At 56.7% G+C, this 23,129-nt stretch carries 27 protein-coding genes and 1 other RNA gene (1 of these 28 running past the window's edge); 10 read left to right on the plus strand and 18 right to left on the minus strand.

The window, feature by feature from the left end:
• The first annotated feature begins 119 nt into the window (after nucleotides 1–119).
• Entirely contained in the window at nucleotides 120–1,577 is a 1,458-nt protein-coding gene (mltF, locus tag B4056_RS11190) for a membrane-bound lytic murein transglycosylase MltF (protein WP_039379675.1), read from the plus strand.
• On the opposite strand, the gene tadA is transcribed toward mltF, so the two are convergent.
• Together tadA and yfhb are read right to left on the minus strand one after the other, a co-directional pair.
• Nucleotides 1,574–2,068 carry a tRNA adenosine(34) deaminase TadA gene (gene tadA / locus B4056_RS11195; protein ID WP_113655629.1) on the minus strand — a complete coding sequence of 165 codons (495 nt, stop codon included), beginning with the start codon at nucleotides 2,066–2,068 and terminating at the stop codon, nucleotides 1,574–1,576. The genes mltF and tadA overlap by 4 nt on opposite strands.
• A 57-nt stretch (nucleotides 2,069–2,125) precedes the next feature.
• A complete protein-coding gene (yfhb, locus tag B4056_RS11200) occupies nucleotides 2,126–2,764 on the minus strand; it encodes a phosphatidylglycerophosphatase C (RefSeq protein ID WP_094112077.1) in 639 nt (212 codons plus the stop codon).
• Between the two features lie 200 nt (nucleotides 2,765–2,964).
• Here yfhb and B4056_RS11205 point away from each other — a divergent pair, with 200 nt between their 5' ends.
• A complete protein-coding gene (locus B4056_RS11205; RefSeq protein ID WP_288654759.1) occupies nucleotides 2,965–3,804 on the plus strand; it encodes a MurR/RpiR family transcriptional regulator in 840 nt (279 codons plus the stop codon).
• A gap of 56 nt (nucleotides 3,805–3,860) precedes the next feature.
• Nucleotides 3,861–4,112, plus strand: a complete 252-nt coding sequence (locus tag B4056_RS11210; RefSeq protein WP_104085296.1) for a YfhL family 4Fe-4S dicluster ferredoxin — start codon at nucleotides 3,861–3,863, stop codon at nucleotides 4,110–4,112.
• 11 nt (nucleotides 4,113–4,123) lie between these two features.
• Here the strand turns inward: B4056_RS11210 and acpS are convergent, their stop codons facing one another.
• From acpS to trmN, 12 genes are all read right to left on the minus strand, one after another.
• Nucleotides 4,124–4,504 carry a holo-ACP synthase gene (gene acpS / locus B4056_RS11215; RefSeq protein WP_039379688.1) on the minus strand — a complete coding sequence of 127 codons (381 nt, stop codon included), beginning with the start codon at nucleotides 4,502–4,504 and terminating at the stop codon, nucleotides 4,124–4,126.
• On the minus strand, nucleotides 4,504–5,235 hold the full coding sequence (gene pdxJ, locus B4056_RS11220) for a pyridoxine 5'-phosphate synthase (RefSeq protein ID WP_094111706.1): 732 nt from the start codon (nucleotides 5,233–5,235) through the stop codon (nucleotides 4,504–4,506). Before pdxJ ends, acpS begins: the two co-directional genes overlap by 1 nt.
• 70 nt (nucleotides 5,236–5,305) lie before the next feature.
• Entirely contained in the window at nucleotides 5,306–6,034 is a 729-nt protein-coding gene (gene recO / locus B4056_RS11225) for a DNA repair protein RecO (protein ID WP_039379693.1), read from the minus strand.
• A gap of 3 nt (nucleotides 6,035–6,037) precedes the next feature.
• On the minus strand, nucleotides 6,038–6,943 hold the full coding sequence (gene era / locus B4056_RS11230; protein WP_288654762.1) for a GTPase Era: 906 nt from the start codon (nucleotides 6,941–6,943) through the stop codon (nucleotides 6,038–6,040).
• Between the two features lie 48 nt (nucleotides 6,944–6,991).
• Entirely contained in the window at nucleotides 6,992–7,672 is a 681-nt protein-coding gene (rnc, locus tag B4056_RS11235; RefSeq protein WP_039379698.1) for a ribonuclease III, read from the minus strand.
• Between the two features lie 111 nt (nucleotides 7,673–7,783).
• Nucleotides 7,784–8,755 carry a signal peptidase I gene (gene lepB, locus B4056_RS11240; RefSeq protein WP_104085297.1) on the minus strand — a complete coding sequence of 324 codons (972 nt, stop codon included), beginning with the start codon at nucleotides 8,753–8,755 and terminating at the stop codon, nucleotides 7,784–7,786.
• 9 nt (nucleotides 8,756–8,764) lie between these two features.
• Nucleotides 8,765–10,564: a translation elongation factor 4 gene (gene lepA, locus B4056_RS11245; protein WP_039379703.1), complete on the minus strand. Its 1,800-nt coding sequence runs from the start codon at nucleotides 10,562–10,564 to the stop codon at nucleotides 8,765–8,767.
• Nucleotides 10,565–10,782: 218 nt separating this feature from the next.
• Nucleotides 10,783–11,247, minus strand: a complete 465-nt coding sequence (gene rseC / locus B4056_RS11250) for a SoxR-reducing system protein RseC (protein WP_094111708.1) — start codon at nucleotides 11,245–11,247, stop codon at nucleotides 10,783–10,785.
• Entirely contained in the window at nucleotides 11,244–12,200 is a 957-nt protein-coding gene (gene rseB, locus B4056_RS11255; RefSeq protein ID WP_094111709.1) for a sigma-E factor regulatory protein RseB, read from the minus strand. The genes rseC and rseB overlap by 4 nt, the downstream gene beginning before the upstream one ends.
• Nucleotides 12,200–12,859, minus strand: coding sequence for an anti-sigma-E factor RseA (gene rseA, locus B4056_RS11260; protein WP_039379711.1), 660 nt, complete (start codon nucleotides 12,857–12,859; stop codon nucleotides 12,200–12,202). Before rseA ends, rseB begins: the two co-directional genes overlap by 1 nt.
• A 30-nt stretch (nucleotides 12,860–12,889) precedes the next feature.
• Nucleotides 12,890–13,465, minus strand: a complete 576-nt coding sequence (rpoE, locus tag B4056_RS11265) for an RNA polymerase sigma factor RpoE (RefSeq protein ID WP_288654766.1) — start codon at nucleotides 13,463–13,465, stop codon at nucleotides 12,890–12,892.
• Nucleotides 13,466–13,828: 363 nt separating this feature from the next.
• Nucleotides 13,829–14,578 carry a tRNA(1)(Val) (adenine(37)-N(6))-methyltransferase TrmN gene (trmN, locus tag B4056_RS11270; protein ID WP_288654768.1) on the minus strand — a complete coding sequence of 250 codons (750 nt, stop codon included), beginning with the start codon at nucleotides 14,576–14,578 and terminating at the stop codon, nucleotides 13,829–13,831.
• Nucleotides 14,579–14,714: 136 nt separating this feature from the next.
• On the opposite strand from trmN, the gene srmB reads away from it, so the two are divergent.
• Entirely contained in the window at nucleotides 14,715–16,043 is a 1,329-nt protein-coding gene (gene srmB / locus B4056_RS11275) for an ATP-dependent RNA helicase SrmB (RefSeq protein ID WP_039379716.1), read from the plus strand.
• Nucleotides 16,044–16,227: 184 nt separating this feature from the next.
• Here the strand turns inward: srmB and grcA are convergent, their stop codons facing one another.
• Nucleotides 16,228–16,611, minus strand: a complete 384-nt coding sequence (gene grcA / locus B4056_RS11280) for an autonomous glycyl radical cofactor GrcA (RefSeq protein WP_039379718.1) — start codon at nucleotides 16,609–16,611, stop codon at nucleotides 16,228–16,230.
• Between the two features lie 177 nt (nucleotides 16,612–16,788).
• On the opposite strand from grcA, the gene ung reads away from it, so the two are divergent.
• On the plus strand, nucleotides 16,789–17,466 hold the full coding sequence (gene ung, locus B4056_RS11285) for a uracil-DNA glycosylase (RefSeq protein ID WP_094111711.1): 678 nt from the start codon (nucleotides 16,789–16,791) through the stop codon (nucleotides 17,464–17,466).
• A gap of 47 nt (nucleotides 17,467–17,513) precedes the next feature.
• Here ung and grpE read toward each other — a convergent pair whose 3' ends face one another.
• Nucleotides 17,514–18,092 carry a nucleotide exchange factor GrpE gene (grpE, locus tag B4056_RS11290; protein ID WP_288654770.1) on the minus strand — a complete coding sequence of 193 codons (579 nt, stop codon included), beginning with the start codon at nucleotides 18,090–18,092 and terminating at the stop codon, nucleotides 17,514–17,516.
• Nucleotides 18,093–18,214: 122 nt separating this feature from the next.
• On the opposite strand from grpE, the gene nadK reads away from it, so the two are divergent.
• From nadK to bamE, 3 genes are all read left to right on the plus strand, one after another.
• Nucleotides 18,215–19,093 carry an NAD(+) kinase gene (nadK, locus tag B4056_RS11295; RefSeq protein WP_065648649.1) on the plus strand — a complete coding sequence of 293 codons (879 nt, stop codon included), beginning with the start codon at nucleotides 18,215–18,217 and terminating at the stop codon, nucleotides 19,091–19,093.
• Between the two features lie 85 nt (nucleotides 19,094–19,178).
• The gene (recN, locus tag B4056_RS11300) at nucleotides 19,179–20,840 is read left to right on the plus strand and encodes a DNA repair protein RecN (RefSeq protein WP_288654771.1); all 1,662 of its coding nucleotides are present in this window, start codon (nucleotides 19,179–19,181) and stop codon (nucleotides 20,838–20,840) included.
• Nucleotides 20,841–21,025: 185 nt separating this feature from the next.
• The gene (gene bamE, locus B4056_RS11305) at nucleotides 21,026–21,376 is read left to right on the plus strand and encodes an outer membrane protein assembly factor BamE (RefSeq protein ID WP_094111713.1); all 351 of its coding nucleotides are present in this window, start codon (nucleotides 21,026–21,028) and stop codon (nucleotides 21,374–21,376) included.
• Nucleotides 21,377–21,430: 54 nt separating this feature from the next.
• Here the strand turns inward: bamE and B4056_RS11310 are convergent, their stop codons facing one another.
• Together B4056_RS11310 and B4056_RS11315 are read right to left on the minus strand one after the other, a co-directional pair.
• On the minus strand, nucleotides 21,431–21,721 hold the full coding sequence (locus tag B4056_RS11310) for an RnfH family protein (protein WP_094111714.1): 291 nt from the start codon (nucleotides 21,719–21,721) through the stop codon (nucleotides 21,431–21,433).
• Complete coding sequence (locus B4056_RS11315) at nucleotides 21,714–22,148, minus strand: type II toxin-antitoxin system RatA family toxin (protein WP_039379733.1); 435 nt, start codon at nucleotides 22,146–22,148, stop codon at nucleotides 21,714–21,716. The genes B4056_RS11310 and B4056_RS11315 overlap by 8 nt, the downstream gene beginning before the upstream one ends.
• Nucleotides 22,149–22,308: 160 nt before the next feature.
• Between B4056_RS11315 and smpB the strand changes: the two genes are divergently transcribed.
• On the plus strand, nucleotides 22,309–22,791 hold the full coding sequence (gene smpB, locus B4056_RS11320) for an SsrA-binding protein SmpB (RefSeq protein ID WP_065648644.1): 483 nt from the start codon (nucleotides 22,309–22,311) through the stop codon (nucleotides 22,789–22,791).
• A 43-nt stretch (nucleotides 22,792–22,834) separates the two neighbouring features.
• Nucleotides 22,835–23,129: a transfer-messenger RNA gene (gene ssrA, locus B4056_RS11325) on the plus strand (it continues 142 nt past the right edge of the window).

Below are 23,129 nucleotides of genomic sequence, written 5' to 3' on the forward strand. Positions count from 1 at the left end.
CTATATGAGTTGCCCTGTTTCGCTTTGTTGCGCAAAATGCCCCTCGCTCTGGGAGTAAAAAACAATACCAATACTGCCTTTAAAGGACAGAGGCCTGTGAGCCATTAAGAGACAACCATTTGAAACGCCTAAAATTAAATTATCTGTTTATCGGTCTGATCACCGTGCTGCTGGCGCTGGCGCTGTGGCCGGCAATCCCCTGGTACGGGGGCGATCGGGACGCGCTGACAGCGATCAAATCACGCGGTGTGTTGCGCATCAGCACCGTCAATTCGCCACTGACCTATTACACCGTCAATCAGGCACCGGCTGGCATGGATTACGAGCTGGCAAAGCGCTTTGCAGACTACCTCGGCGTCAGGCTGGAAGTCACTGTGCGACCCAGCCTGGGCGATCTGTTTGACGATCTCGATGACGGAAAAGCCGATCTGCTCGCCGCCGGGCTTATCTATAACAGCGAGCGTCTGGCGCACTATCAGGCCGGTCCCAGCTACTATTCGGTGTCGCAGCAGCTGGTTTACCGTATCGATAAGCCGCGTCCGCGCACGCTGGGCGACCTGAAAGGCCGTCTGGTGGTGCAGTCCGGCTCAGCCTATCTCTCCACGCTGCGGGCAGAAAAAGCCAACAGCTATCCCGATCTCGACTGGGCTATCGCCACCGATCAGGGACAGAAAGCGCTGCTGGAGGCGGTGGCTGACGGCAAGCTTGACTACACGGTAGGCGACTCGGTGACCGTGGGCCTGCTGCAGCGTATTCATCCGCAGCTGGCGGTAGCCTTTGATATTACCGATGAAGAGCCAGTGACCTGGTATCTGCCGCGCAATGCTGACAGCAGCCTCAACGCGGCCATGCTCGATTTCTACAGCCAGATGGGTGAAGAAGGCACCATGGCGCGGCTGGAGGAGAAGTACCTCGGTCACGTTGGCACGTTTGATTATGTTGATACCCGCACCTTCCTGCGCGCAATTGACAATACGCTGCCGGATATCAAACCGCTGTTTGAGAAATATGCGGCGAGCATGGACTGGCGCCTGCTGGCGGCGATCTCCTATCAGGAGTCGCACTGGAATCCGCAGGCGACCTCGCCCACCGGCGTGCGCGGCATGATGATGCTGACGCGCAACACGGCGGATAGTCTTAACGTTGATGACCGGCTCGATCCGGAGCAGAGCATTCGCGGCGGCAGTGAGTATCTGCAGCGCATGATGGATAAAGTGCCGGCGAGCGTGCCTGATGACGAGCGCATCTGGTTTGCGCTGGCAGCTTACAATATGGGATATGCGCACATGCTCGACGTGCGCCGGCTGACGGCAAAACAGGGCGGTAACCCTGACAGCTGGGCGGATGTAAAACTGCGCCTGCCGATGCTCAGCCAGAAGCGCTACTACGCGCAAACCGCCTACGGCTATGCGCGCGGGCATGAAGCGTATAACTACGTGGAGAATATCCGCAAGTATCAGCTAAGCCTGGTGGGCTATCTGCAGGAGCAGGAGCGCCGCCTGGCGCAGCGTTCAGCGCTGGAAGCGGAGCTGGGCGCCGGTTATCCGGCGGTTGAGCCCAAAATCGCCATGAATTAATCTGCGCGCTGTGCCTGGCGCAGCGCGCGCTTCTGCTCGCGTCGCATACGAAAAAAGTCGCTCAGCATGCCGGCGCACTCCTCCGCCAGCACGCCGCAGGCGATCTCAATCTGATGATTCATCCCCGGGTGCCCCAGTACATCCAGCAGCGAACCGGCCGCGCCGGTTTTAACATCTTTCGCGCCGTAGACCAGCCGGGTAATGCGGCTGTGGACCATAGCGCCGGCACACATGACGCACGGCTCCAGCGTGACATAGAGCGTGGTATCCAGCAGGCGATAGTTATCCAGCACTTTGCCGCCCTGGCGCAGCGCCATGATCTCCGCGTGTGCGGTGGGATCGCACTGGCCAATCGGCCGGTTCCAGCCCTCGCCTATGACTTTATCTCCCTGCACCAGCACGGCTCCGACCGGCACCTCACCCTGCTCCCGGGCACGCTGCGCCAGCTGCAGCGCATAACGCATCCAGTATTCATCAGTTTGTGGCTTCACCGGGTAACTCCTGCAGAATCAAAAGGCGGCGCATTATAGACAAAAACGCCGCGCGATTCACTCCAGCTGCTGCAGTTCACCGCGCGGCGTTACGCGCCAGCGATGCTGGCAGAAAAACAGCAGCGGGTTATCCTGCTTGCTGTCGCTATAGCCGCTGTAGAGCTGCAGCGGCGTGCCAATCTGCTCTTCCAGCTGCGCGACCTTTTCGTGGCCCAGGCAGCGCATTGCCAGCACGCGTCCGCCGCGTCCTGGCCGCATCTGGCTGGCGATCAGTTTCACACGCGGCAGAAAGGCGGAATCGAAATAGACCTGCTCCACCAGTGATTGCGGTGAGCCGGTAATCAGCCACACATCGGCATCGTTGCTCTGCAGGTAATCGGTCAGGCGCTGCTGCACCACCGGAAACGCTACTACCCGCTCGCGGAACCACTGCGCAAACTCCGCTTCACGCGCGCGCAGGCGCGTTTCGCTGTGCCCGAACGTGATTGCCCAGAGCAGCAGACTCATTGGCCAGCGCGCTGCCCGGCCCTTAATCAGCAGCCCGAGGCCAATAACCGGCAGCAGCGGAACCACCAGCAGCAGATTCAGCGGCTGCCGGCGCAGCAAAAAGCGCATAAAGGTTCCAAACATATCCTGCTGATGCAGCGTGCCATCCAGGTCGAAAAATACGACGCGGCGTTGCGAGTCCTGTGTCAAACCTCTCTCCTTTTTTAAATCAGTTGCTGCTCTACAGTGTAGCCAGCAACCGCGCTTAGCGAAGCTGTGATTTTTAATTCCGCTAGCTACAAAGCCCACTGAATAGTTTATTCTTAGTGTCATGGAATATTGACTATTGCTGCGCATGCTGCGGAGAGGTTAGCCGCGCCATGCTATGAAACCGGGAGTAAGGATCGAACATGAGTTCACTGCTGCGAATCCGCCAGCTCTATCCCCGGCTGGCGCTGAATGAGCGCCGGCTGGCCGACTTTTTACTGTCACAGCCCGATCGGGCGCGCCATCTCAGCTCGCAGAGGCTGGCTGAAGAGGCGGGCGTCAGCCAGTCGAGCGTGGTGAAATTTGCGCAGAAGCTGGGTTATAAAGGCTTTCCTGCACTGAAGCTGGCGCTGAGTGAATCGCTGGCGGATCGCGATGCGATCACCGTGCATAATCATATCCTCAGCGACGATCCGCTGAAGATCGTGGGAGAGAAGCTGCTGACGGAGAAGATCTCCGCGATCCGCGCCACGCTGGATATTAACAGCGAAGAGAAGCTGATGGAGACGCTGCATCTGCTGAAGAATGCCAACCGCATTCTGCTGGTGGGTATCGGGGCATCCGGTCTGGTGGCGAAAGATTTCTCCTGGAAACTGATGAAAATCGGTATTAACGCGGTGGCAGAGCAGGACATGCACGCCCTGCTCGCCAGCGTTCAGGCGATGGCGCCGGGCGATGTCCTGCTGGCCATCTCCTACACCGGCGAACGACGCGAAATCAATCTGGCGGCACAGGAAGCAGCCGCTATCGGTGCGGATGTGGTGGCCTTTACCGGTTTTACGCCAAATGCGCTGCAGCAGTGCGCGTCAATCTGCCTCTATACCGTTGCAGAGGAGCAGAGCACGCGCAGCGCGGCAATCTCCTCAACCAGCGCCCAGCTGGCCCTGACAGATTTGCTGTTTATGGCGCTGGTGCAGCACGATCCGGAGCGGGCATCGAGCCACATCCGCCACAGCGAAGCGCTGGTGAAAAAGCTGATATAAGCGTTAAACCAGCTTATAATGACCGCGTTTTTAATGAGGATTAACGGACGTGAAGAATGGCGTTACTGATTACGGCGAAATGTATTAACTGCGACATGTGTGAGCCGGAGTGTCCCAATCAGGCTATCGCGCTGGGTAAGGCGATATATGAAATCGATCCGGCACGCTGCACCGAGTGCGTGGGACATTATGAAACGCCAACCTGCCAGAGCGTCTGTCCTATCGACAATACGATTATCAGCGACCCGCAGCGCGCCGAAAGCCGCGACGCGCTGTGGGAGAAATTCGTGCAGCTCTGGCCGCACTGAGCGCGTAACGCTCAGTCCTCGATGATCACCGTGGCACAGGCGTAGTGGCGCTCATCAGCCAGCGTCACGTGCACGCGCTGCACGCCCAGCCGTTCAGCAATGATGCTCGCCTGCTCAAAAAAGCGCAGACCCGGTTTTCCCAGCGCATCGTTGAACACCTCAAACTGATTAAACGCCAGTCCGCCGCGGATCCCGGTGCCAAAGGCTTTGGCCGCCGCCTCTTTCACGGCGAAGCGCTTGGCAAGGAAACGCACCGGCTGCTGATGCGCCTGATACTGCTGCCACTCCGCGTCACTCAGTACGCGGCGCGCCAGACGATCGCCGGATCGTTCGATAACGCCGGCGATGCGCTCAATTTCCACGATATCGCTGCCGAGGCCGAGAATCGCCATCAGCGCCGCGCTTCCCGCATCAGCTGCTTCATTTCGCTTACCGCATCTGCCAGCCCGCTGAAGAGCGCGCGGCCGATGATGGCATGGCCGATATTCAGCTCATGCATCTCCGGCAGCGCCGCAATTGGCTGCACATTGTGATAAGTCAGTCCGTGGCCGGCATTGACCTTCAGCCCGAGAGAGGCAGCGTAGTGCGCTGCTTCGCGAATACGCATTAGCTCGGCGTCACGCGCCTGCCCTTCCGGCGCTTCAGCGTATGCGCCGGTATGAATTTCGATATAAGGCGCGCCGCTGGCAACCGCTGCGTCAATCTGCCGGCGGTCGGCATCGATAAACAGTGACACCAGTATGCCCGCCTCTGACAGCTGCTGTACCGCTGCGCTGACGCTCGCCTGCTGGCCCGCCACATCCAGGCCGCCCTCCGTGGTGACCTCCTGACGCTTCTCCGGCACCAGGCAGACAAAGTGCGGCCGGATGTCACAGGCGATAGCGATCATCTCATCCGTGACCGCCATCTCCAGGTTCATTCGCGTCTGAATGGTATCGCGCAGGATACGCACATCGCGATCGGTGATATGCCGGCGGTCTTCACGCAGATGCACGGTAATACCATCAGCGCCCGCCTGCTCGGCCACGAAAGCGGCCTGTACCGGATCGGGATAGTGGGTGCCACGCGCGTTACGTACGGTAGCGATATGATCAATATTGACGCCTAACAGCAACTCAGCCATAACTACGCTTCTCTTTATTTAATGTCAGTGCAGTGTATCGCGACGATACGTTCAGGTGGTCTGACCGCCGCTACGCCTGCGGCGCATCGGGTTTCTTCTTTGGAATAAACTGGCGAAACAGCTCCTGACTCTTCAGCGGTTTGCCGCCGAGATAGGGCTTTAGCGCAATGCGCGTAAAGCGCTTGGCGGCCCGCAGGCTATCGGCATCGGGGAAACTGCGCGCTTCAATGGCGCGCAGCTGGTGACCGGTAAAGCTGCGCTGATTCAGCACCAGGCTGGCGATAAAGCCCTTCTCTTCGCGGTAGCTGTAAGTCATGGCGTCGTCGATCGCCTCGCCGCTGCCGGCGCAGTGCAGAAAATCGACGCCGTAGCCGAGATGCCCGAGCAGCGCCAGCTCAAAACGGCGCAGCGCCGGTTCCGGCGAGGCGGTGCCGGCGGCCAGCTCCTGAATACAGTTCAGGTAATCGAAGAAGAGTTCAGAAAAGGGGATCTCCTGCTCCAGCACGCGCGACAGCAGTTCATTGACATAGAGACCGCAGTAGAGCGTGATACCGCTGAGCGGCAGCGCCAGCGAAACCGCTTCGGCATTACGCAGCGTTTTGACTTCACCGCGTCCGCCCCAGCGGACCAGCAGCGGCGTAAAAGGCTGCAGGGTGCCTTTCAGCTGAGAGCGACGCGAGCGCGCGCCTTTAGCCAGGACGCGAACGCGTCCCTGACTTTCCGTAAAGAGATCGAGCAGCAGGCTGGTTTCGCTGTAGGGGCGACTATGCAGCACAAACGCGCGTTGCCAGCCTTCCATCAGTTACAGATCGTCTGTGTAGCCCAGGCTGCGCAGCGCACGTTCGTCGTCTGCCCAGCCCGATTTAACTTTCACCCAGAGTTCAAGGTGCACTTTGGCTTCAAACATCTCTTCCATGTCACGTCGCGCTTCAATGCCGATGGTTTTGATTTTCGAGCCTTTATTGCCAATTACCATTTTCTTCTGGCCTTCACGCTCTACCAGAATCAGGCCATTGATGTCGTAGCCGCCGCGCTCATTGGCCACAAACTGTTCGATCTCAACGGTCACAGAGTAAGGCAGCTCGGCACCGAGGAAACGCATCAGCTTTTCGCGGATGATCTCTGAAGCCATAAAGCGCTGTGAGCGGTCGGTGATGTAATCTTCCGGGAAGTGGTGCTCCGCCAGCGGCAGACGCTTACGGGCAATCGCTGCGATGGTATCGACGTTTTTGCCATTCTCAGCAGAGATAGGCACGATATCGAGGAAATTCATCTGCTGGCTCAGGAACTGCAGGTGCGGCAGCAGGATACTTTTATCCTGAATGTTATCCACCTTGTTCACCGCCAGCACCACCGGGACTTTGCCGTCGCGCAGCTTGTTGAGCACCATCTCATCATCCGGCGTCCAGCGCGTGCCTTCCACGACGAAAATTATCAGCTCCACGTCGCCAATTGAGCTGCTGGCAGCACGGTTCATCAGGCGGTTGATCGCCCGCTTCTCTTCCATATGCAGCCCGGGTGTATCCACGTAGATCGCCTGATAAGCGCCCTCGGTGTGGATGCCCATAATACGGTGGCGCGTGGTTTGCGGTTTGCGTGAGGTGATCGAGACCTTCTGCCCCAGCAGCTGGTTCAGTAAGGTTGATTTACCGACGTTGGGCCGGCCTACAATCGCGACAAAGCCGCAATAAGTTTCGTGTTCGCTCATTCGGGTCCTGACTTAGTCAGCGCCGGGATGGCGCTGTCGTAAAACAATTTATTCGAGTCCAAGCTTAATTAAAGCCTGTTCGGCGGCAGCCTGTTCCGCTTTGCGGCGGCTGGAGCCTACGCCCACGACCGGATCGGCCATGCCACTCACCTGACAGTGAATGGTGAACTCCTGGTCGTGCGCTTCGCCCCGCACCTGCACCACCAGATAGGAAGGCAGCGGCAGATGGCGACCCTGCAGATACTCCTGCAGGCGCGTTTTGGGATCTTTCTGTTTATCGCCCGGGCTTATCTGCTCCAGACGGTTCAGATACCAGTCGAGAATCAGCTTCTCAACGGTCTGGATATTACTGTCGAGGAAGATGCCGCCAATCAGCGCCTCTACCGTATCCGCAAGGATCGACTCGCGACGGAAGCCGCCGCTTTTCAGTTCGCCTGGTCCAAGACGCAGGCACTCGCCCAGTTCAAACTCACGCGCCATCTCAGCCAGCGTATTGCCGCGCACCAGCGTGGCGCGCATGCGGCTCATATCGCCTTCGTCCACGCGCGGGAAGCGGTGATAAAGCGCGTTGGCAATCACATAGCTGAGAATTGAATCGCCTAAAAATTCAAGCCGTTCGTTATGCTTGCTGCTGGCGCTGCGGTGTGTCAGAGCCTGCTGCAAAAGTTCCGGATGAGTAAAAGTGTAGCCCAGTTTGCGCTGCAGCTTAGTAATGAGAATGGGGTTCATGCGATTCCAGTTGTTCTGTGCGTCTGTAACTCTGCATACGAAACAGGGCTGATAGCAGCGCGTTCTGTTTCGTGTGCAGTGGCTTCCTGTCAGACAGGAAGCCACTCGTATTTAGTGAATGCCGCCGATACGGCTCAGGCGTACGCCTGTCGGCCACTCACCTTCCTGTTTTTCAAAGCTCATCCAGATAGCGACCGCTTTACCGACCAGATTCTTCTCAGGCACAAAGCCCCAGTAGCGGCTGTCGGCGCTGTTGTCACGGTTGTCGCCCATCATGAAATATTGACCCTGCGGTACCACCCAGGTCGCCTGCGGCTGGCCCGGCTGCTGATAGTACATGTTCGCCTGACTCTGCGCCTCATTCACCAGCAGAATATTGTGCGTCACATCGCCCAGCGTCTCTTTGCGCGTCCCGAGACGCAGGCCACCGCGCAGCGTTTCACCCTGCGGTTTCCGGAAGAAGCCGTTGCCGGTCTCGTTGCCGTCAAAGCCGCTGAACGTCTGGATAAAGTCGCTTGGCTCAATATTGGTATAGGTGACCGGCAGCGCCGTATCACATTTACCGTTACCGCAGCCGGGATTGATGGTCAGCGTTTTACTGAACGGATCAAACACCACTTTATCGCCTGGCAGACCAATCACGCGCTTGATGTAGTCAACGCTGGGATCTTTCGGATATTTAAACACGGCGACATCGCCGCGCTTTGGATGTCCGGTCGGGATCAGCGTGGTCTGCGTAATGGGATCTTTAATACCGTAGGCAAACTTCTCCACCAGAATAAAGTCGCCAATCAGCAGCGTTGGCATCATTGAGCCGGAGGGGATCTGAAAGGGTTCAAAAATAAATGAACGTACAATCAGTACCACCGCCAGCACCGGGAATACCGATGCCGCCGTTTCAATCCAGCCTGGCTGCGCAGCCACTTTCGCCAGCGTTTTGCTGTCGAGGGAGTTACCCGCCTGCGCCTGTGCAGCGGCCTGTTTTGCCCGACGCTCAGGTGCCCACTTCACGCGATCGATACACCAGATGATGCCGGTCAGCAGCGTAGCGATAACCAGAATCAGGGCGAACATGTTAGCCATTGTGGTTCCTTATTTGCTGTCTTTACCGACATGCAGAATGGCGAGGAAAGCTTCCTGCGGCAGCTCAACGTTGCCGACCTGCTTCATGCGTTTCTTACCATCTTTCTGTTTCTGCAGCAGTTTTTTCTTACGGCTGACGTCACCGCCGTAGCATTTTGCCAGAACGTTTTTGCGCAGCTGCTTCACGGTCGAACGCGCAATGATATGATTGCCAATCGCCGCCTGAATCGCGATATCAAACTGCTGGCGCGGGATCAGATCTTTCATCTTCTCCACCAGCTCGCGACCGCGGTACTGCGAGTTATCGCGGTGGGTGATCAGCGCCAGGGCATCAACGCGCTCTGCGTTAATTAATACGTCCACGCGCACCATGTCTGACGCCTGGAAACGCTTGAAGTTGTAGTCCAGCGACGCATAGCCGCGCGATGTCGATTTCAGACGGTCGAAGAAGTCGAGTACCACTTCAGCCATCGGGATATCGTAGGTGAGCGCGACCTGGTTGCCGTGGTAAACCATATTGGTCTGCACGCCGCGCTTCTCCACGCACAGGGTAATCACGTTACCCAGATACTCCTGTGGCAGCAACATGTGACACTCTGCAATCGGCTCACGCAGCTCTTCAATATTGTTGAGCGGCGGCAGCTTGGCCGGGCTGTCAACATATACCACTTCGCCATCGGTGGTTTGCACTTCATACACAACCGTTGGCGCAGTGGTGATCAGATCGAGATCGTACTCGCGCTCCAGGCGCTCCTGAATGATCTCCATATGCAGCAGACCCAGGAAGCCGCAGCGGAAACCAAAGCCCAGCGCGGTTGAACTCTCTGGCTCATAGAACAGAGAGGCGTCGTTCAGGCTCAGCTTGCCGAGCGCGTCGCGGAATGACTCATAGTCATCTGAACTCACCGGGAAAAGACCGGCATAAACCTGCGGTTTGACCTTTTTGAAGCCAGGCAGCGCTTTATCTGCCGGGTTGCGCTGCAGCGTCAGCGTATCGCCCACCGGCGCACCCAGAATGTCTTTGATGGCGCACACCAGCCAGCCCACTTCCCCGCACTTCAGTTCGGTGCGGTCAACCTGTTTGGGTGTGAAGATACCCAGGCGGTCAGCGTTATAAACCTGACCGGTACTCATGACTTTGACCTTCTCGCCCTTGCGCAGCGTACCGTTTTTAATACGGATCAGGGAAACAACGCCAAGGTAGTTATCGAACCAGGAGTCGATGATCAGCGCCTGCAGCGGGCCATCCGGATCGCCTTCCGGTGCCGGAATATCGCGCACCAGGCGCTCCAGCACATCCGGCACGCCGATGCCGGTTTTAGCCGAGCAGCGCACGGCATCTACGGCATCGATACCCACGATATCTTCAATCTCTTCGGCTACGCGCTCAGGATCGGCAGCGGGCAGGTCGATCTTATTCAGTACCGGTACCACTTCCAGATCCATTTCCATGGCGGTATAGCAGTTCGCCAGCGTCTGTGCTTCAACGCCCTGTCCTGCATCGACCACCAGCAGCGCCCCTTCACAGGCCGCCAGCGAGCGGGAAACTTCATACGAGAAGTCTACGTGGCCCGGGGTGTCGATAAAATTGAGCTGGTAAGTTTCACCGTCTGGCGCTGTGTAATCGAGCGTGACGCTCTGCGCTTTAATCGTAATGCCGCGCTCGCGCTCCAGATCCATGGAATCAAGAACCTGCGCCGCCATCTCACGATCGCTCAGGCCACCACAAATCTGAATCAGACGATCGGAGAGCGTTGATTTGCCGTGGTCAATGTGAGCAATAATAGAGAAATTTCGTATGTGCTTCATTTATATGAATATCTTCACGTAGAGAATCAGTTGAAAACGTGAGCACAGACACATTCAGGCAAGCGATCTTTACCCGGAACCCTGTCGGCCTCATTAATGACGTCGCATATTACACTGTTAACGCCGCGCGTTAAAGAATGGAACCTGTGGGATTTGCAACAGAATTCAGCGGGTAAGCGGGAAATGAAAAGGCCGCACAGCAGGCGGCCCGGGCGGCATCAGCTGACATCTTCAACCCGCAGCGCATCAGGCGGAAGCGCAACGCTGAGGATCACCGGCTGAAAGGCTTCGCGTCCGGCGTAGCGGGATGAGACGCCTTTAGCAATGATAAATCCCCCTACGCCGCCAAGCAGCGCCCCGCAGGCGGCCGCGAGGTCGCTGTGAAACAGCATCTGGAACAGGCCAGCCACAGCAAACAGACCAAACAGCGGCGTCATATAGACCAGCAGCGCTGAGCCGAGCAGGCTGCTCTCGCGAATGCCTAACTCAATGCGCTGACCCGGCTGTAGCGGCTCAGCGCTGGGAATGGTCATGACATGAGCGTTCTTCGGCCCAAGCTTATTGAGCGCATGGCTGCCACAGCCTTTACGCGCTGAACAGCTGTTGCAGGAAGTTTTCGCTTCAGAATGCAGCGTGGCAACGCCATCCTGCCATGCCACTACGGTGGCCCACTCTCTCATCATTTTTTTGCCCCTGCATCAATAGCGCTGGCGATACGTTTCGCGGTTGCAGGCGGTAATTCGCCCACCACGGTGATCTCCTGATTATCGCGCACAACGGTCTGCACCGTACGACGTCCCGTGCGCAATTGCTGAGGCACGCTATTTTTATCGGCAGGCGCAATGTTAATGGCAAAACTGAACAGCCCGTCGCTGTAGAGACGCGATTCAACGGTTTTATTCATAGCGGGTATTGCGCGACGACTCTGCGAAATCAGCTTCATGCCTGCCGGTATCCAGCCAGGCTGCCAGTTAAGCTCCACTTTGTCTCCCGCCGGCAGGGAGAGCGACGGCGGCAGATTTGCCTTCTCAAGCCCCTGCATCAGATTGCGCACGCCCTCATCCACTGCAAAGCTGATAACGCGGAACTGCTCCAGCGTTTCACCATCGCGATCCAGCAAATCGATGCGCAGCGGCAGTTTGGTATCCACGTCCAGCCAGACCACATAGCTGTAGCGCGTACCGTCACGAGAGACAATACGCACAACTTCGCACATCTGGTCAGCCATACGCGATCGCCCTACCGGCACAAAGTCATACGCCTGACCCAGCCGGGAGAAATCAGCAAACATCAGTGAAGGCAGCGCGTCGATAATATGGTTGCCCGGCAGTGAGAACGGATCCAGCCCGGGTTCAAAATAGCTGATGTCGTTACCGCGCTGGATCACTTCACGGCGCGGACCATCCATCTGCAGCAGCTGCGCAAAGACGCGCTTATCCACCACGGCGTGACGATAGCGCAGAGACTCAATGCCCAGTCGTGAGACATTAATATACGCAAATTCATAATTGAGATTTTGAGTCGCCTGCTCCATCTGCTGTAACAACGCCCCGGAAGACGACGTCTGTGCCGGGGCGGTTGATGTCCAGAGCAGGCTGCCGGCCATAAGGCTAACGGCGCACCAGAGCTGCTTCATTACTGCTGTTGAGTTCCTAACGACTGCGTTCCGGGAACGGTGGCCTGCGCCTGCTGCGGTACGCTGTTTTCAAACTGTACCTGATCGGCATGCAGACGGCGCTGCAGTTCATAATCCTGCAGCATGGCGTTAACGCGACGCCGCTGATCCTGAACCTGCTGATTTGAACTGTTGGTTTCAAAGGCATCAGACGGTACGCCCAGGCTTACCGGTGATGCTTTACCCATCATCGGCAGCGTATTGAACGCCGGAGCATCTGAGGATTCTGCTGCCCCACCGGCAGAAGAGCCGTTGTAATGCTGCACGCCAACAATTACCGCCAGTGATACGCAGGCGGCTACGCCAATTTGCGTGACTGATGCCACCCAGCTGCCACCGCGACGCCAGAACGGCATTTTTTGCCAGCGTGCCGGTTCCGGCTGCGCTTCAGGGATCAGCGGTGTTGCCGCAGGGCGCAGCGGTTCATTTTCAATGGCTGCGGCCACGCGGGCGGAGATATCAAAATGCAGCACTTCGCCTACATCCCCGCGAAGGGTGTCGCGAATAAGATGGTAGCTCTCCCAGCTTTTTTGAAGTTCGACATCCTTTGACAACGAGGACAACAGCTCGCTGTCTAACGTTTCACCATCCATTAAAGCGGAAAGTTTTTCTTTCTGCATGCCTTGGTACCCTTTCAGTAGCCGTTATCACTAACGTTGGATAAGCGGTTGAACTTTGTTATCAATGGCTTCCCGGGCACGAAATATGCGCGATCGGACAGTACCAACCGGGCAATCCATAATGGCAGCGATCTCTTCATAACTCAGACCATCCAGCTCCCGGAGCGTGATAGCCATACGGAGATCTTCAGGAAGTGACTCAATTGTCCGAAAAACAATTTGTTTCAGTTCGTCAGACAACATTAAGTTCTCAGGGTTCGATATTTCTTTTAACGCGCCCGCACTTTCGAAGTTTTCTGCATCATTTGCATCTACGTCGCTGGAAGGCGGACGACGGCCCTGAGCCACCAGATAATTTTTTGCCGTGTTTACCGCGATGCGGTAAAGCCACGTGTAAAAAGCGCTATCCCCGCGGAACGACTCCAGCGCGCGATAGGCTTTGATAAATGATTCCTGTACCACATCGGGCACGTCACCCGAAGGGACATAGCGTGAAACCAGGCTCGCCACTTTATGCTGGTATCGGACTACCAGTAAGTTAAAGGACTTTTGATCTCCTTTCTGAACCCGCTCAACGAGAACCTGATCCGTTAACTGCTCGCTCATCCGAGGTAATGTCTCCCCAAAACTCTTTTATGCGTAAGTGGACTGCCAGCACATCTCATACCCGTGAGCAAGCATGCGCTTTGAGTTCTGTTCTGGCCTGAAGTTCACTACGACCTGTTTTTTCGTCGCGGCATTGCAACCCGTTATGACGTAGCGGCTGACCCGCTTTCAATAGCTTATGCAGTGCCGATCGGTGCTGGCAGAGTAGCGTAAGGCGATCTCTTTTTCATCTTTATTACTCTTCTTTTCAGCATAGCTGACGGCAGCGCGCAAAATCCGCCACTTTGCAACAAGATGCTGCAGGGATCCCGCGAACGTAACGACAGATCGCGACCGCTGCTGCAGTATGGTGACAGCCAATACTCAGCGGAAAAGATAGAAGTCTGTCACCAGGCTCAGCCAGTCAGCGGAGTAGCTTTTATCTTCATTGCGGATCGCCAGCCGCTCCTGTATCAGCTCCCCGGCCGCAGGTGAAAAGCCCAGCACCAGCCGGTTAGGCGGCCGCTGTGCGTAAGGCGCGACGTCGTAGCGCAGCCGCAAATGCCAGCCATCGGCGCGGGCGAACTGCACCAGCGCCTCGCCGCTATCCACCGGCAACACCACGCAAAACAGCCCCTCTTCTTCGATAAGCTGCGCCGCGCACTGCAGCAGCGCGGCGTGATCGAGCGTGGCGGTGCTGCGCGCCGCGTCCCGTGCTGCGCTGGACGAGGCCATGCCGGGCACAAAAAAAGGCGGATTACTGACGATCAGCGAGTAGCGCTTTTCGCACTGGCGGCTCCAGTTAAGAATATCGGCCTGATGCACGCTGATACGGGCGGCCCACGGCGACGCCTGCACATTCTCCTGCGCCTGCGCGGCGGCTTCGCTATCAAGCTCAACCGCATCCAGCGTAACCTGTTGCGGCGTACGCTGCGCCAGCATCAGAGCGATAAGCCCGCTGCCGCAGCCAATATCCAGAATACGCCGCGCCCCGGCCACTGGCGCCCACGCTCCCAGCAGCACGCCATCCGTGCCAACCTTCATTGCACAGCGATCGTGTGCGACAAAAAATTGTTTAAACGTAAACCCATCTTTTCTTAATGTCGCCCGTGCTGGCGGCTGGTACTGAGACATGCTTTCGGCCATTGAATTGTTATCTGGCGAGAGTGTAACGTGGTCGCACAATGAATTCATCTGCGCCTGATGAACACAAACAGATGAAGATTGCGGCCGATCTGTCTATAATCAGCGCCCCAAACTGAGGTAGAACATGACAGTAACCACATTCTCCGAACTCGAACTCGACGAAAGCCTGCTGGATGCCCTGCAGGAAAAAGGCTTCACGCGCCCGACGGCCATTCAGGCTGAAGCCATTCCTGCCGCGCTGGAAGGCCGTGACGTGTTAGGTTCGGCACCCACCGGAACGGGGAAAACCGCCGCCTATCTGCTGCCCGCATTACAGCATCTGCTGGACTTCCCGCGTAAGAAGTCGGGTCCGCCGCGTATCCTGATCCTCACCCCTACCCGCGAACTGGCGATGCAGGTGGCCGATCAGGCGCGTGAGCTGGCGAAGCATACCCATCTGGATATCGCCACAATCACCGGCGGCGTTGCCTATATGAACCACGCTGAAGTCTTCAGCGAAAACCAGGATATTGTGGTGGCGACCACCGGCCGTCTGCTGCAGTACATCAAAGAAGAGAACTTTGACTGCCGCGCGGTAGAAACACTGATTCTCGATGAAGCGGACCGCATGGTCGATATGGGCTTTGCCCAGGATATCGAGACCATCGCCGGTGAGACGCGCTGGCGCAAACAGACGCTGCTCTTTTCCGCCACGCTGGAAGGCGAGCACATCAAAGATTTTGCTGAACGCCTGCTCAACGATCCGGTCGCGATTGAAGCCGACCCGAGCAAAAGCGAACGCAAGCGCATTCAGCAGTGGTACTACCGTGCTGATAACCTTGAGCACAAAACCAAACTGCTGGTGCACCTGTTAAAGCAGCCGGAAGTGAAGCGTGCGATTGTGTTTGTGCGCAAGCGTGAACGTCTGCACGAGCTGGTAACCTGGATGCATGAGGCGGGCCTGCGCAGCAGCTACCTCGAAGGTGAGATGGTACAGGCGAACCGTAATGAAGCGATTAAACGCATCAACGACGGTCGCGTCAATGTGCTGGTTGCCACTGACGTTGCGGCGCGCGGTATCGATATTGATGACGTGACTCACGTGATCAACTTTGACCTGCCGCGTACGGCAGATACCTATCTGCACCGCATTGGCCGTACCGGCCGTGCCGGCCGCAAAGGGATCGCCATCTCGCTGGTAGAAGCGCACGATCACGTTCTGCTGGGTAAAATCAGCCGCTACGTTAATGAGCCGCTGAAATCGCGCGTGATTGATGAGCTGCGTCCTGAATCGCGTGCGCCGAGTGCTAAAGTCACCGGAAAGCCGTCGAAAAAGGCGCTTGCCAAACGCAAAGAGAAGAAAGAGAAAGAAGACGAAAAGCCGCGCGTGAAGAAACGTCATCGCGACACTAAAAACGTCGGTAAACGCCGCAAGCCAAGCGGATCGACCACACCGGAGTCTGGTGCGGAATAAAACGTCACCGCAGTAAAAAAAGCGCCTGAACCGGCGCTTTTTTTTTACTTTTTGTGAACTTTACGTGCCACTGCCATGCAGGTCAGCGCGAACCCCGGTAAAGGGCGCCTTTCAAACAGCGCCCGGGTTCCGGGCCGCTTCCGCGCTGACCTGCAGCATGGGCAACTTTTCATCGCTGCTTCAGTTACAGGCTCTCTGTAAAGGTACGGGTGATCACATCGCGCTGCTGCTCGGGCGTCAGGGCGTTAAACCGCACGGCATAACCAGATACGCGAATGGTCAGCTGCGGATACTTTTCGGGATGCTTAACCGCGTCCTCCAGTGTCTCCCGCTGCAGTACGTTGACGTTAAGATGCTGTCCGCCCTCAACGCGCACCTGCGGTTTCTGCTCCAGGGGCACTTCACGATACGCCATCTCGCCCAGCTCGCTCAGGGCAACCACCTGATCCTCCTCATAGAGGCCTCTGGCGCACAGACAGCGCGCCTGTCCCGCCTCTTCATCCAGCAGCCAGAATGAGTTCAGCAGCAGCGGGTTATGGGTTTGGGTAATTTGAATGCCGGTAATCATAGCGATCTCCAGAAAGGGGCGTTCTGTCTCTGAACGCCGTTGACAGATAGACAGGCTGGTATATCACCGGGACGCTGCCAGCGCCTTGACCTGCATCAAGCTGAAACGGCGGGGTTAATCCTTCTGCTCCCGCGCTGAAGCAGCTAAGCTAAGGAAAACTAGCGGCAGGAGTTAACCATGAGTGACAAGCTGACCTGGCACGATGTGCTGGCAGATGAGAAAGAGAAACCCTATTTCAAAGAGACGCTGCAGGCGGTTGCGCAGCAGCGGGCCGCGGGCGTGACCGTTTATCCGCCACAGAAAGATGTGTTTAACGCGTTTAAACTGACAGAACTGGGCGATATCAAGGTGGTGATTTTGGGTCAGGACCCCTATCACGGGCCAAATCAGGCGCACGGCCTGGCTTTTTCGGTGCTGCCTGGCGTGGCCATCCCGCCCTCTCTGCTTAATATGTATAAAGAGCTTGAACAGGATATCGACGGCTTTCAGCGCCCGCAGCACGGTTTTCTGGAGAGCTGGGCCACGCAGGGGGTAATGCTGCTGAATACGGTGCTGACCGTTGAGGCGGGCAAAGCACACTCGCACGCGCGGCTTGGCTGGGAGACGTTTACTGACAGGGTGATTGATGCCATCAATACGCACCGTGAGGGCGTGGTTTTTCTGCTGTGGGGATCGCATGCGCAGAAGAAAGGCAGCATCATTGATGCGCAGCGTCACCACGTGCTGAAAGCGCCCCACCCCTCCCCGCTCTCTGCGCACCGCGGCTTTTTAGGCTGCCGGCACTTTTCACAGACCAACGCGCTGCTCAGTAAGGCAGGAGAAACGCCGATCGACTGGACGCCGGTACTGCCCTGAAACAACAACGGCCGCGTCAGGGCGGCCGTTATGATGTACTACTCTGCTCAGGCTTTGGCTTTAGAGACCGCCACCATGGCCGGACGCAGCAGGCGACCATTCAGGGTATAGCCACGCTGCATTACCATCAGTACATGGTTCGGCTCAACCTCATCCGATTCCATCATCGACATCGCCTGATGCAGATCCGGGTTAAACGGCACGTGGGTGTCGCCCACCACTTCAACGCCAAACTTGCGCACGGCGCCCAGCAGGGATTTCAGCGTCAGCTCGATGCCTTCAATCATTGAGGCGAGCCCGGTGTTCTCTTTATCAGCCACTTCCAGCGCGCGTTCCAGGCTATCAATCACTGGCAGCAGCTCGTTGGCAAATTTTTCCAGCGCAAATTTATGCGCTTTTTCGACATCCATTTCTGCACGGCGACGGATGTTTTCAATTTCCGCCTGCGCACGCAGCTGCGCTTCACGCACGCCACCCTGCGCCAGGGTAAGCTCCGCTTCCAGTTGCGCAATGCGCTCATCACGCGGATCCACCTCAGTTGCTGTCTCCGCGTCCGCCGGCTGTTGATCCTGTTGAATTTCGTCTGAGACTTGCTCGTTTGGGGTGTTCTGTTCTTTACTACTCATGAATTTCTCCGCGTTTTGCACATTCATTTCGCTGGTTGGCTTATTATGGGGATCAGTTTGACGGTTTCAAGTGAACCCATCACATTGCCAGGCCGTTTTGGCTTATGAGGAATACCCGCCACATGAACACACACTTTAGCTGCATCGGGATCGTGGGTCATCCGCGCCATCCAACCGCGTTGACCACCCATGAGATGCTCTGGCGCTGGCTGACCGATAAGGGATACGAGGTGATTGTCGAACAGCAGATTGCGCGCGAGCTGAGTTTAACCGATGTCAAAACCGGCACGCTGGCGGAAATAGGACAGCAGGCCGATCTGGCCGTGGTGGTCGGCGGCGATGGCAATATGCTGGGCGCAGCCAGAGTGCTGGCACGCTATGACATTAAAGTGATTGGCATTAACCGTGGCAATCTGGGCTTCCTGACCGACCTCGATCCGGATAACGCGCAGCAGCAGCTGGATGATGTTCTTCAGGGCGACTATTTTGTCGAGAGCCGCTTTCTGCTTGAGGCGCAGGTCTGCCGCGATACCTGCTCGCCGCGTATTGGCAGCGCCATCAATGAAGTGGTGCTCCATCCGGGAAAAGTGGCGCATATGATTGAGTTTGAGGTCTATATCGACGAAGTGTTCGCCTTTTCTCAGCGTTCCGATGGCCTGATTATCTCCACCCCTACCGGTTCCACCGCCTACTCGCTCTCCGCAGGCGGACCTATCCTTACCCCTTCGCTTGATGCCATTGTACTGGTGCCGATGTTCCCGCACACGCTGTCGTCGCGTCCGCTGGTTATCAACAGCAACAGTACCATTCGCCTGCGCTTCTCCTCGCTGCGCAGCGATCTGGAGATCAGCTGCGACAGCCAGATTGCCCTGCCGATTCAGGAGGGTGAAGATGTGCTGATCCGGCGCAGCAGCAGCCACCTTAATCTTATTCATCCTAAAAACTATAACTACTTCAACACATTAAGCTCAAAACTCGGCTGGTCGAAAAAATTGTTCTAGAAATCAGTGCTGGCTACTTTACTGGTTAAAAAACCAGTTTATACTGTACGAAAAACCATATCTGTTTTTCTATACAGGTGATTGTATGCTGGCACAACTGACCATCAGTAACTTCGCAATCGTTCGTGAGCTTGAGATCGACTTTCATCGCGGTATGACAGCGATCACCGGTGAGACCGGCGCAGGTAAATCTATTGCCATTGATGCGCTGGGCCTCTGCCTCGGCGGACGGGCGGAAGCGGATATGGTGCGTCAGGGCGCAAGCCGGGCTGATATCTGTGCCCGCTTTCAGCTGAAATTATCGCCGTCAGCGCAGCGCTGGCTGGTTGATAATCAGCTGGATGACGGTAATGAGTGCCTGCTGCGTCGCGTTATCAGCGCGGATGGTCGCTCGCGCGGCTTCATCAACGGCACGGCCGTACCGCTCTCACAGCTGCGCGAGCTGGGCCAGCTGCTGATTCAGATCCACGGTCAGCACGCGCATCAGCTGCTGCTGAAAACCGATCACCAGAAGCATCTGCTCGATGCTTACGCGGCGCATGACGGGCTGCTGACGGAGATGCGTCAGCACTACCAGCGCTGGCATCACAGCTGCCGTGTGCTGGCGCAGCATCAGCAGCAGTCGCAGGAGCGTGAAGCGCGCCGCGAGCTGCTGCAGTATCAGCTGAAAGAGCTGAATGAGTTTGCCCCGCAGGCGGGTGAATATGAGCAGATTGATGAAGAGTACAAGCGTCTGGCTAACAGCGGACAGCTGCTCTCTACCAGCCAGCAGGCGCTGCATATTCTTGCCGACGGTGAAGATACCAACCTGCAGAGCCTGCTCTACAGCGCCCGCAACATGCTCAGCGAGCTGGTCTCGCTGGATGATAAAGTCAGCGGCGTATTTAACCTGCTGGAAGAAGCGGCGATTCAGCTGAGCGAAGCCAGCGACGAACTGCGTCACTACTGCGAACGCCTCGATCTTGATCCTAACCGTCTTTACGAGCTGGAGCAGCGCCTGTCGCGGCAGATTGCACTGGCGCGCAAGCATCACGTTGCGCCTGAAGCGCTGCCGGCCCTGCATCAGCAGCTGCTGGAAGAGGCGGAGCTGCTGTCGCAGCAGGAGAGCGATCAGGAGAGTTTGCAGCACGACGTGGTAATGCATCACAAAGCCGCTATCACCTGCGCCGAAGCGCTGCATCATCAGCGTGAAAAATCCGCTCAGGAGCTGTGCGATCTCATTACGCAAAGCATGCGCACCCTGGCGATGCCGCACGGGCAATTTGCGATTGTGCTGGAGTTTAATCCCGATCAGCTCACCGCCGAAGGTGCCAGCCGCATCGATTTCCGGGTGACAACTAACCCGGGCCAGCCGCTGCAGCCGCTGGGTAAAGTCGCCTCTGGCGGTGAGCTGTCGCGTATTGCGCTCGCTATTCAGGTGATCACCGCGCAGAAGATGGAAACCCCGGCCATGATTTTCGACGAAGTGGATGTTGGCATCAGCGGCCCGACGGCTGCTGTAGTGGGCAAGATGCTGCGTCAGCTGGGCGAATCGACGCAGGTTATGTGTGTCACGCACCTGCCACAGGTTGCGGGCTGCGGTCATCAGCACTTCTTTGTCAGCAAAGAGACCGACGGCGCGATGACGGAAACGCATATGCAGCCGCTGGATAAGCGGTCACGTCTGCAGGAGCTGGCTCGTCTGCTGGGCGGCAGCGAAGTCACGCGTAACACGCTGGCGAACGCCAAAGAACTTTTAGCAGCCTGAGACCGCACTTTTTTCCGGCCTGATGGTCATATGCATGCTCTGTAGAGGTTCCCAACCGGGAAAAGGTCTATTATCATCGGCAGTGATATCGCCATAATAAAAGCCTGCCGCGTGCAGAGTTCAGAATGTAATGGCAACAAAACTGCCTGCTGAAAGGCGTTTGGCCCGAAAAAAGGAATGTACAGATGCGCTTTAAGACGCTGACTGCTGCGGCAGTGGTAATGTTGATGACAACCGCCGGATGCTCCACGCTGGAGCGCGTTGTCTATCGTCCGGATATCAATCAGGGGAATTACCTGGCCGCCAACGATGTCGCCAAGATCCACACCGGCATGACGCAGCAGCAGGTGGCCTATACGCTGGGCACCCCGATGATGCACGATCCCTTTGGCAGCAACGTCTGGTATTACATTTTCCGCCAGGAGCCTGGTCACGAGCGCGTGAAGCAGCAGACGCTGACGCTGACGTTTGATCGCAGCGGTGTCCTGACGAATATTGATAACAAGCCGCGGCTCGCGGGTCAGAAAAACAGTTAAGCTGATGACAATAAAAAAGGCGCCCGGGGCGCCTTTTTTAATGCTTAACGTCAGCTACTTTTTCACCGCGGCACGCTCAGCGCGCTGGCGGCGCAGCTCTTTCGGATCGGCAATCAGTGGCCGGTAGATCTCAACCCGATCGCCCTCTTCAACCGTGTCACCAAGCTTAACCGGCCGGCTGAAGATCCCGGTTTTATTCTGCGCCAGATCGATATCGCGGCGCAGCTGCAGCAGGCCCGATGCCTCTATCGCCTGCTCTACCGTGGCGCCCTGCTCCAGCGTAACCTCACGCAGATACTGCTTATCCGGAAGCGCATAAACTACCTCCACGCGGATCTCAGTCACGATAGACCTCTTTGGCACGCTGGGTAAACGCCTGCACCATGCTGTTTGCCAGCTCTTTGAACACGCGCCCGAATGCCATCTCAACCAGCATATTGGTGAACTCAAAGTCGAGGCTCAGCTCAACCTTGCAGGCGTCATCACCCAGCGAGATAAATTTCCAGCCGCCGGTCAGCTTACGGAACGGGCCGTCAACCAGCTGCATGTGAATGCTCTGGTTGTCAGTCAGCGTATTGCGCGTGGTAAAGGTTTTACTGATGCCCGCTTTTGAGACATCGACCGCAGCGGTCATCTGATGACCGCTGTTATCCAGCACGCGACTGCCGGTGCAGCCAGGAAGAAATTCAGGATAGGCATCCACGTCATTCACAAGCTGGTACATCTGTGCAGCGCTATAGGGGACCAGCGCTGAGCGGCTAATCTGAGCCATAAGGGTTCCTGTTGGTCACAAAACCATTGAATTGTACCATTTTAGGCCATTAAACAAAAATTCATGCTTTTGCCAGCTGTGCTAAAATAGGATGTTTTTTACCGCCCCGCAGGACATGGGGATGCGCCCACAAACTGAGTAATGTAGACTACGCCGCACTATGACAAAGAAAAAAGCTCACAAACCCGGTTCAGCCACCATTGCCCTCAACAAACGCGCGCGCCACGAATACTTCGTCGAAGAGGAGTTCGAAGCGGGTCTGTCGTTACAGGGATGGGAAGTTAAAGCACTGCGCGCCGGTAAAGCCAATATCAGCGAAAGCTATATCATGCTGCGCGACGGCGAAGCGTTTCTGTTCGGCGCCACGTTCCAGCCGCTGATCGGTGCTTCAACGCACGTGGTATGCGACCCTACGCGCACCCGTAAGCTGCTGCTGAAAGAGCGCGAGCTCGCTTCACTGTTTGGCAGCGTTAACCGCGACGGTTATACCATCATACCGCTTTCGCTCTACTGGAAAAACGCCTGGGCCAAGCTCAAAATCGGCGTCGCACGCGGTAAGAAAGAGCACGATAAGCGCTCTGATATCAAAGATCGCGAGTGGAAGATGGATAAAGCACGAATTATGAAGAGCGCCAGCCGTTAAGCACTGGATTCTTTTATAGATTTGCGCTACAGTTTTAGAACTTGGGGCTGATTCTGGATTCGACGGGATTCGCGAAACCCAAGGTGCATGCCGAGGGGCGGTTTGCCTCGTAAAAAGCCGCAAAAAAATAGTCGCAAACGACGAAAACTACGCACTAGCAGCTTAATAACCTGCTTAGAGCCCTCTCTCCCTAGCCTCCGCTCTTAGGACGGGGATCAAGAGAGGTCAAACCCAAAAGAGATCGCGTGGATGCCCTGCCTGGGGTTGAAGCGTTAAAACTAATCAGGCTAGTCTGTCAGTGGCGTGTCTGTCCGCAGCTGCCAGGCGAATGTAAAGAC

The organism is Pantoea sp. UBA7232 (assembly GCF_002473195.1).
In the GTDB taxonomy this organism is placed as follows: domain Bacteria; phylum Pseudomonadota; class Gammaproteobacteria; order Enterobacterales; family Enterobacteriaceae; genus Pantoea; species Pantoea eucrina.